Origin of the sequence: uncultured Campylobacter sp. (assembly GCF_944323605.1) — a bacterium.
Taxonomy (GTDB): domain Bacteria; phylum Campylobacterota; class Campylobacteria; order Campylobacterales; family Campylobacteraceae; genus Campylobacter_D.
In genome coordinates this window covers 1-9,182 of the sequence record NZ_CALUTC010000026.1, presented here as the reverse complement: position 1 = coordinate 9,182, position 9,182 = coordinate 1, and the positions used below count along the sequence as shown (strand labels likewise).

Below are 9,182 nucleotides of genomic sequence, written 5' to 3'. Positions count from 1 at the left end.
GGATAGAATAGCAAATTTTATAGTTGATTTTGCTAAGGATAGAAAAAAACTTATAGACTCTAAAGACCTCGAAATAAACAAACTAAAACAAGAAAAAGAAAATATAAAAAAAGAACACAGCTCTTATATATCCTCCATAGAACACAAAGAAACAACTTTAAAACTTTTAAATTTAGAACAAGATCTAATAAATAAAAAACTAAATACAAAAAAACTATACAAAGAATTAAATATAAAAGAAGATGTATTTATGCCTAGAATAAATGTAATACAAGTAAATTCAGCAAAAGCTAGAATTCATAATCATTTAGCTTATAAACTTGGACAAGCATTAATAGAAAATTCAAAAAGTATAAAAGGCTATATAAGACTGCCTTATGTAACATTTCACATTCACAGTATTCAGTAAGCAAGAGCAGTTTTTAGTTTAGTTTTGAAATTATACCCATTAAAAATTAAAAAAGTATAAATTAGAAAATCAACATTTATATGGATATAAAATAATATACCCATTTTTTTGACTTTAAATATGTTTTTCTATAAAATGCAAAAATTTTAAAAAATAAAAAAAGGAATTTTATGGAAAAGCAAGAAATACCAACACTTTTTGATGAAGAACAAGAATTATTACAAACAAATGAAAAGGAATCAAATTCACAAGAAAACAATATAAATAGTGAAAGAGATTTTCAAAAGGAATTTGATGAAGTAGCAAATAAGGCTAAAGACTTAGAAAAAGATTTTGCTTTTGGTTCTGCTAACCACCAAGAACATATAGAAAAAGAGAATATAAAAGATATAGAAAATAGTGATTTTTATAAAAATGATGCATATGATAAAGTGGAACAGTTTATTTATTATGAAGAGCAAGTTAATAAAGAATTAGACGAAAATTTAAAAAGACAAAAAGAAGTGCAAGAGGAACTTAAAAGACAAAACAATGCAAATACAAACCAGCAAGAAAACGAAAAAGCAAACAAATTCACTAAGGAAAATATAAATCCAAAAGATAAAGAGGATTTAGAAAAAGAGCTTAGAAACTTAAAAATAAGAGAAAAAGAGCTTCAAAATGATTTGAATGAAAAAAGACGAGAAAGCACAAATGATTTGGTAAAAACATTAAATGCAAAAGATATAAATGAGCTTATAACTCTTTTAGTTAAAATTTATCAAAGAAGAAAAGAAAAAAAGGTTATAAAAGAAAGACTTAAGGATAATAAAGAAAGTCAAACACTAAATAAAGAGGAATTAAAAGCTCTTCTAAAACTAGAACAAATAGCTAAGGACTTAAGCACCTTAGTTAAGAAAGAAGAAAACAAAGAGCTTCTTATGCAGGTTTCAGGAGATATTGTAAAAACTAGAAAAGAATCTAAAGACAATGTAATTGATATTAATCAAAACAAAGAACTTTCTAAGGACTTTTCTAAGCTAATGGATTCATTTAAAAAAACAAATGATATTAAAAAGCAAGAAGAGATTTTAAATAAATTTGAAAATCTTTACGAAAAAATGCAAAAGCACAATCCAACTTTTAAGGATACACACCAAGAGCAGTCTAAAAAAATAGATGAGTTTTTAAACAAGTATGTAAAAAATAAAGAACATACAAAAATACAAAGCATACTCAAAAAAACAGTTAATACTTTTGGCAGAGCTATGTAAAACTTAATAAAAAGGAGTTAAAATGAATAAAATAAAACTATCTCTTATAGCAAGCACCTTGCTAATATCTACCTCATTTTCAGCGGGTATTCCCACAATGGACGTAGGAGCTTTAACTCAAAGTGTATTATCATACCAAGAACAGGTTAAAATGTATGCTCAACAATTAAAAGACTATCAACAACTTTTACTATCTACCACAAATCAAGCTAATCAGCTTAAAGAAGCGGGATTTGGAATGAGTGTAGAAGAAATTTTAGGTCAAACCTCAAGTGTAATTGATAATGCTATTTCAAATGTGGATTATAAAATAGATAAAGAGGTATTCCAAGAAACAACAGATATAACTAATGCTTGTGCTTATTTAGAACAAAATTCAGAGGAATTTGCAAAGATATTAAGCGAAAGTGATAAAAAGTTAAAAGATAAGATAAATTCTTGTATAAGTGCTGTAAATACAGATAAATTACACGAAACTAAGGCAAGATTAACAAAAGAAATGCAAGAGGTAGAAACAGAGCAAGAAAGAGAGGATTTAAGACATAAAATAAGTATGATTGAAAAAACAGAATCTTTTCTTAAAAGTCAAAGCACAAATAAAAACACCTCTCAAGTCTTAATACTTTATGAAGAGTATATAAATGGAAGTAAAAACTCACCATATTCAAAGGAGAAATTTGATGAGGATATTAAAAAGTTAGCAAATCAGCTTAAAATGCCAAATAATCAAAAACAAGCCCAAGCCTTACAAAACGCTATGCTTTTAAAGATTTTAGAAGTGGCACAAAAACAATATGAGTTATCTTTAAATTTTTATTCTATGCAATCAACAGAACTTAAAAACAACAAAAACGGCATAGAGGTTAATTATGATGAAAAACCTAGTAAAGTTATTAGCATAGAAGATACTAAAAAGATGAAAGAATTTAAAGATAAATATGGAGATGTTTTATATGATAAAGAAGGCTTTCCAGATTTTGAGGCAATGAAAAAGAAATACGCAAATATAGAATGAAAGGATATAAAATGAAAAATATTATAAAAAACTATAAAAAATTTTCTTTAATAGCAGTTATAAGTTTAGGAATACAAAATAATGCTTTAGCAAATGATAATGCTTGTGGTGCTTTGCTTTGTTTAGCAGGAGGTGTTACAAGTGGTGCGTGTGCTCCTTATGTAGCAGAATATTTTAATATATTTGATACAAACCCAGCTAAAATGCTAACAAAACGTCTTGATTTTTTAAAGATGTGTGATACAAATACACCACCACCAGCTAATTTAGATTTACCAACAGAGGTAAAAAATGCACTAAGTTCTAAAGACTCTGATTTAACTCATTTTCAAAACGAAATAGTTCCAAATTTAGATGGTTCTTGCACGAAAGAGGAGTTAAATAGAGTTGAAGAAAAGAAAGTAAAAGTAGGAGCTTCTTATGTATCTTATTTTAGAATTAATCCAGCACCTACAAAATCTTGCACCTTGTTAAGTTCTTCTAAGTATTTTCAAAAGGAAATTAAATATACTTGTCCTAATGATTTTTATACTCAAACAGATTGGTTTAATGGCTATACTAAAACATATATAGCATATAATGAATATATGAGTTTAGATGAGAGCAAAAGAGGAAGTGAGAAAAAAGAAGTTCTTATAAGCCTTGCTGAATACAAAAAATTACCTAGTGATTTAAGAAAAATGACAAGTTCTTATGTAGATGGAAATAAAATAAATAGATATTATAGAATAGATACCTTATATTTTAAAAAGAATATTATAAATAAGGATTGTTGGGAAGTTAAAGACAAGGTAAGTTAAAATGTTAAAGTATTTTTCAGTTTGAAAGCATATAATCATTTTAAAGGTATGAAAAATGGATTTTATAAAAAATAAAGATTATATGCTTGATTTATGTGTTAGAATGGCTCATCATAGCACAGCTTTAGAAGGTAACACCTTAAGTTTAAACGATACAGCTTCTATTTTATTAGATAATTATATAAATAAGGCTATGAATGAGCGAGAATTTTATGAAGTTAGAAATTACAAAGAGGTTTTACCCTTACTTATTAAAAGCTTAGAAAAAGAAAAGAAATTAGATAATGAGTTGATCAAGAAGTTTCATAAGTTAATTATGAAAGATTTAATACATAACAATGGAAAATTTAAAACCATTCAAAACCTCATTATAGGTTCTAATATTGATACTACTAAGCCATTTTTAGTGCCAATTAAGCTTAAAGATTTAAATGATAATCTTTATTTTAGATTTGAAAATGCTAAAAATGATGATGATAAGATAAAAGCTATTTTAGAAGCTCATATTGACTTTGAAAAGATACACCCTTTTTCTGACGGCAATGGTAGAACAGGTAGATTAATGATAGTTTATTCTTGTTTAGAGCAAAACATAACACCAATTATTATACCAAAAGAGGATAAGGCAAGATATATAAATATCTTAAGGAATAATGATATTAAAGACTTTTTTCTTTTTTCTAAAGAGATACAAGAAAAGGAAAGAGAAAGATTTTTAGCATTTAATAACAATGCCTTATTAAATAGTTTTAGTGAAAAGTTAAAAACTTATAAGAAAAAAGCTAAGGTTCTTAATCCTAGTGTAAAAGTAAAGCTTGAAAATAAAATTCTTAATTTACACAAGGATTTAGAAAAGCAAGGCATTAATATAGATGATAATGCACTTAAAACACTTAAACAAATTAAGAAGGCTAAAGAAAATAAGCTTGTTTAGATGTGTGTTAATATAATTTTATTTAGCTTTTCTTTCTCTTAAATACCTAACTATAATCTTTCTTGCAAAATATGATTTATTTAGTTCAAATTCTTCTTGCATAGCTTTTTCAAATTCATCATATTCTTCTTTTTCTAGATAAATCATAAGGGGAATAGATTTGTTTTCTTTTTTCTTTCTACCTGCTTTTGTTTCGCTATCAACATAAGTTCTTTGTTTGCTTGCTTCTTTTTTTAAAGCCTCATCTATGCTACTAAGCCCCTTTTTTTGCATTGCTTCTTCCTTTATTTTTAATTGTGTTAAGTAGTTTTGAATATTCATCAAAAAAGTTTTTATAAGCTTTTTTTGATAAAGGTGTTTCATTGTAAAGCTCTGTGAATGAAAGAGCATTTATCATAGCATTATCTATTATTTTAGAATATTTGAAAAAGTAAAAATCTAAACCTAGTGTATTGTTTGTTATTGTATCTTTTATTATTTCTTTTCCTTTTTCATCTCTATAAGCCGTTACAAGCAAAGTTATATTTTTATTTATTGCTTTTATTTCATTTATTGTTTCTATGCTTCTTAATATAGAATTATAAAGTTCAGTGCAAGGAATAATAATAAAATCACTTTCCTTAAGGATATTTACAATCCCTTTTTCTACAAAGCCTCCAAAATCATATACGCAGTTATCTAGTAAAGAGGGTTGTTTAGAAATTTTAGACTTGTTAGGGTATATACTTTCTATAATGGAATTATCATTACTTTGCAAGAACATATCTAAGTCTTTTGCTATACTAAAAGCAAAGGGTGTTTTACCTACTCCACCTTTTTTGTTTATTATAGATATAATCATTTTTGCTCCTTTTAGTTGTTTATATTTAAATATTTAAAATAAATATTATAAATAATTATATATATTTAAAAACTATTATAAAAAGTTTTTAAATATTGATAATAGTTTAAAACTATTATATACAACTTTATAATATTATTAATAATTTTAAATTATTTATTATAAATATAAATTATTTATAATAAATAATATTAATTTATTAATGTTTAAAATAAAATTAAATAAATATAAAATATTATAAATAATTAAGTATTGTTTAGAATGGTTTTGGATAGCTATATATTATAAAATAATATTTTAATTATTTTATAATAATTAAAATAGTTTAAGATTTTGTATCATTTAATATTTCTAAATATAGTTTTTCTAGCTCTTTAAATTCTTTTATTCTTTCTTTTAAATTAGTGTTTTGTGCTTTTAAAGATTTATATAATTCATATTCGCTTTGCCTTTCATCAGTATTTTCAAGGATATTATGTGTTTGATTTTCGTATTTTCTAGCCTTTATAGCCCAAGTAAGAATTGTTTTAATATAAGGTGGATATTGCTTTTCTCTAGCCCAGCGATACAAATTATTTTCATAACAACCAACTATATTTAAAAAATCCTTTTTTGTTAAACCAGCTTCTTTTAGCAAAAGTTCAAACTCTTCTTCGCTCATTTCTATTGTTTTTTTCTTTTTTTTTGCCGTTTTTAAGGAATAAAATTCATCTCTAGTCATTTTTATCCACACCTTTTTATTTTTATTATAGCATATTTTCTTTTATTTTTGTTATTTTTTTTGTTTTTTAATGTTTATTGTTCGACAAGCCTTAAGGTCTTGTCTCATAAGTTTTTAAGCCTAAGGTCTTAAAAACAAAGCTAAAGCCACAAGGTCTTTAGCTTAAGATAAGCGGGGATACCCCGCAACGCCCCACAATATTACTAAGTATAAGCACCTAAAGGAGCTTATAAAAGGGAGGGAATGTTAATATTTTGTGTATTTTTTTTTGTTTTTTTTTGTTTTTTCTATTGACTTATATTATTTTTTTTGGTATAATTATAGTAATAAAAAAGAAAGGAAAAAAGATGAGTAAAAGTGTTACAGAATTAGTAAAGCAGTTAAAGGAACAAGGCCAGGATTTTGAATGGTATCCAAGCACAGATGAAATGATTAGTAAAATAACCCTTAGTATTATTGATGAAATAAATAGCAGTAGCCTTTATAACTTAAATGTTTTAGATATAGGAGCGGGTAATGGTAAGGTATTAGAAAAGATAAAAGAAAATTTACAAAAAGATGGAAAAGAATACATTTCTTTTAATAAATATGCTATTGAGAAAAGCGATATTTTAATAGAACAAATGCAAAGGGACGTTGTAGTAATAGGGGGAGATTTTTACGAAACTTCTTTAATAGAAAAAACTTATTTTAATATTGTCTTTTGCAATCCGCCTTATAGTGAGTATGAAGCTTTTGCAAGTAGAATAATTAAAGAGCTTAAAGCAAATAGAATATTTTTAATCTTGCCTAGTCGTTGGAAAGATAGCAAGGAGATTAAAAATGCTATATATAGCAGGAAAGACGATTTGAAATGCCATAATATTTTAGGAGAATTTGACTTTTTAAACGCTCAAAGACAGGCGAGAGCTAGGGTTGAAATCGTAGAATTTATTTTTAATAAGTATAGATTTAATGATAAAAACAACGATTTATTTATTTCATCTTTGAAAGAATATTTTAATATAGATTTAGAAAACATACAAAATAGAAGTAAAAAAGATGAGGAGTTTGAAAACGATATAAAAAGAGAAATAAATGAGGTAAAAAACGAGGATTTAATAGAAAAGTTAATAAGTCTTTATAATAAAGAATTTGAAAAATTAAACTATTCATTAAATAATTTTAACAATATACCAAAATCAATATTAAGCAATTTAAGAATCAATAAAGAAGCTATTGCAGAGGCTATACAAGGGGAAATTAAGAGTATTAAATTTGTGTTTTGGAAGGAGCTTTTTAATAGACTTGATAGCATTAATGAAAGGCTTATACCTAAATATAGATTAAGATTAGCAGATACCTTTTCAAACTTAAACATTGATTTTAATTTTTCAAACATAAAATCAGCTTGTTTATATGTTATTAAAAATGCAAATTATTACGTAGATTTAGGTGTTTTAGATTTATTTGATGATTTTACAGAGGAAGGGGCTTTAGAATACAAATCAAATAAAAAATTTATATTCTCATCATGGAGACATTCAGACGATAAGTTTAAGGCTAAAAAGCTTGATTATAGAGTTGTTTATCCTTGTAGAAGTTTAAGTTCAATTTCTGAACTTTGGGATAAATTATCAACAATAGCAAAGCTTTTGGGATTTATACCTTATTTAAATCTTTCTTTAATAGAGCATTATAAAAATTATAGTTATATTTCAGAACAATTTGAGGATAAAAGCGAGGGAGATTGTTTTTTTATAAACCATAATAAAGAAAAAGAGATATTTTTTAGCTTTAGAGCTTATAAAAATGGAAATTTACATTTTAAATTTAATAAAGAATTTATGGCTTGTTTTAATATAGCAGTGGGTAAGTTAAGAAAGTGGATAAACAATAAAGCAGAAGCTAAAGAAAACTTTCCAGAGTGTAATGATGAGATTATAGACAAAGCCTTTTTATTAGTTGATAAAATGCAAATTAAAAAAGATGATGTTAAATTATTAAACTAGATTTTTTAAGAAAAATATTAAATTGAAAGGATAAAAAATGTTACAATTAGAAGAGTTGCAAGCAATGCTAAAAAAACACAACATAAATATAAAAAATACAGAAAGTGAAGTTGATTTTCTTATAGAATTTTCAACAAAGAATATTATGACTTGTAAAAAATATGTTTTAAAAAAAATGAAAAATATTCCTATTAGCAAAAGATTTGAAAACAAAGTTATATTGTATATGCAACTTTCTTGTGAAATGGAAATAGAAGACCTTGTGAAAAGTCATTTCAAAGAAGAGCATTACGAAATGTTAACAGAATTGTTAAGAAAAGATATGGATAAAGAAAAATAAAAATTATCTTTTTTTTAAATTTGTTTTTATTGCAGCTTAGACTTAAATTAGAATTTGTTTATAGCTCTAATTAAGCCTCTAGGCTATCATAAAGATATTTTTTTAGTATAGGTAATGGGTATAATTTTGGATTTTAGATAGCTTTTTGTTAGTTTTATGGGGTATTTATATTTTTTAAAGAAAAATATTATTTTTTATTGTTTTTTAAACATATATATATATATATATATATGATTTATCAAAAATACCAAATAATGATTATTAAAACAAAAAGCCTATTTTATAGTGTTTTAAAAGAATGGTAAATGAAAACTTAAATAGAAAAGTCCCAAAATGTTATATAGAAAAGTCCCAAAATGTTATAATGCAAAAAATAAAAAAAGACAATAATAAAAGTCTATATTAAGATACTTAGATTTTTTTATATATTAAAAATAATGCAAATAAGGTATTAAGAATGATTAATATTAAATAAAAATAAGGTATATCAGGCTTTTGGTATAAATAAAAGTCTTGTTTTTAAAGCTTAAAAATAGCTGAAAGTGTCCCAAAATGTTATATAGAAAAGTCCCAAAATGTTATAATAGCTTTGCAATTTTAAACTCATTCTAAGCACTGAAAAATAGCTATTTAAAGCGATAGTAAATGAAAGCTTAAACCTTACATTATAAAATATATATATAAAATATAAAAAGGGAGGAATATATAATATATTTTTAAAAATTTATTATAGTTATAATATAAATTTATATTTTTTATTATTCTTTAATATAGTTTGATTTTCAAAAAAAAAAAAAAAATAAAAAAAAAAAAAAATAAAAGTTGAAAACATAGTGTTTTGATAAGGATTGTTAATATTAAAACATTGCTATATAGAG

General features: G+C 24.5%; 9 protein-coding genes and 1 pseudogene. 7 read left to right on the top strand and 3 right to left on the bottom strand.

Going from position 1 to position 9,182, the window contains the following annotated elements; translation table 11 throughout:
• The 5 genes and pseudogenes from Q0J35_RS08835 to Q0J35_RS08815 all read left to right on the top strand — a co-directional run.
• A pseudogene (locus Q0J35_RS08835) lies at positions 1-409 on the top strand (hypothetical protein); the annotation flags it as partial.
• Between the two features lie 170 nt (positions 410-579).
• The gene (locus Q0J35_RS08830) at positions 580-1,662 is read left to right on the top strand and encodes a hypothetical protein (RefSeq protein WP_297195600.1); all 1,083 of its coding nucleotides are present in this window, start codon (positions 580-582) and stop codon (positions 1,660-1,662) included.
• Between the two features lie 22 nt (positions 1,663-1,684).
• The gene (locus Q0J35_RS08825) at positions 1,685-2,677 is read left to right on the top strand and encodes a hypothetical protein (RefSeq protein WP_297195598.1); all 993 of its coding nucleotides are present in this window, start codon (positions 1,685-1,687) and stop codon (positions 2,675-2,677) included.
• 11 nt (positions 2,678-2,688) lie between these two features.
• The gene (locus Q0J35_RS08820) at positions 2,689-3,477 is read left to right on the top strand and encodes a TrbM/KikA/MpfK family conjugal transfer protein (RefSeq protein ID WP_297195595.1); all 789 of its coding nucleotides are present in this window, start codon (positions 2,689-2,691) and stop codon (positions 3,475-3,477) included.
• 55 nt (positions 3,478-3,532) lie between these two features.
• Positions 3,533-4,411 carry a Fic family protein gene (locus Q0J35_RS08815; RefSeq protein ID WP_297195592.1) on the top strand — a complete coding sequence of 293 codons (879 nt, stop codon included), beginning with the start codon at positions 3,533-3,535 and terminating at the stop codon, positions 4,409-4,411.
• A gap of 18 nt (positions 4,412-4,429) precedes the next feature.
• Here the strand turns inward: Q0J35_RS08815 and Q0J35_RS08810 are convergent, their stop codons facing one another.
• The 3 genes from Q0J35_RS08810 to Q0J35_RS08800 form a co-directional block, all read right to left on the bottom strand.
• A complete protein-coding gene (locus Q0J35_RS08810) occupies positions 4,430-4,684 on the bottom strand; it encodes a hypothetical protein (RefSeq protein ID WP_297195590.1) in 255 nt (84 codons plus the stop codon).
• Positions 4,665-5,252: a hypothetical protein gene (locus tag Q0J35_RS08805; protein WP_297195588.1), complete on the bottom strand. Its 588-nt coding sequence runs from the start codon at positions 5,250-5,252 to the stop codon at positions 4,665-4,667. Before Q0J35_RS08805 ends, Q0J35_RS08810 begins: the two co-directional genes overlap by 20 nt.
• 325 nt (positions 5,253-5,577) lie before the next feature.
• On the bottom strand, positions 5,578-5,973 hold the full coding sequence (locus Q0J35_RS08800; protein ID WP_297195586.1) for a hypothetical protein: 396 nt from the start codon (positions 5,971-5,973) through the stop codon (positions 5,578-5,580).
• 347 nt (positions 5,974-6,320) lie between these two features.
• On the opposite strand from Q0J35_RS08800, the gene Q0J35_RS08795 reads away from it, so the two are divergent.
• Entirely contained in the window at positions 6,321-7,964 is a 1,644-nt protein-coding gene (locus Q0J35_RS08795) for a DUF4942 domain-containing protein (protein ID WP_297195584.1), read from the top strand.
• Positions 7,965-8,001: 37 nt separating this feature from the next.
• Positions 8,002-8,304: a hypothetical protein gene (locus Q0J35_RS08790; RefSeq protein ID WP_297195582.1), complete on the top strand. Its 303-nt coding sequence runs from the start codon at positions 8,002-8,004 to the stop codon at positions 8,302-8,304.
• Positions 8,305-9,182: the final 878 nt, after the last annotated feature.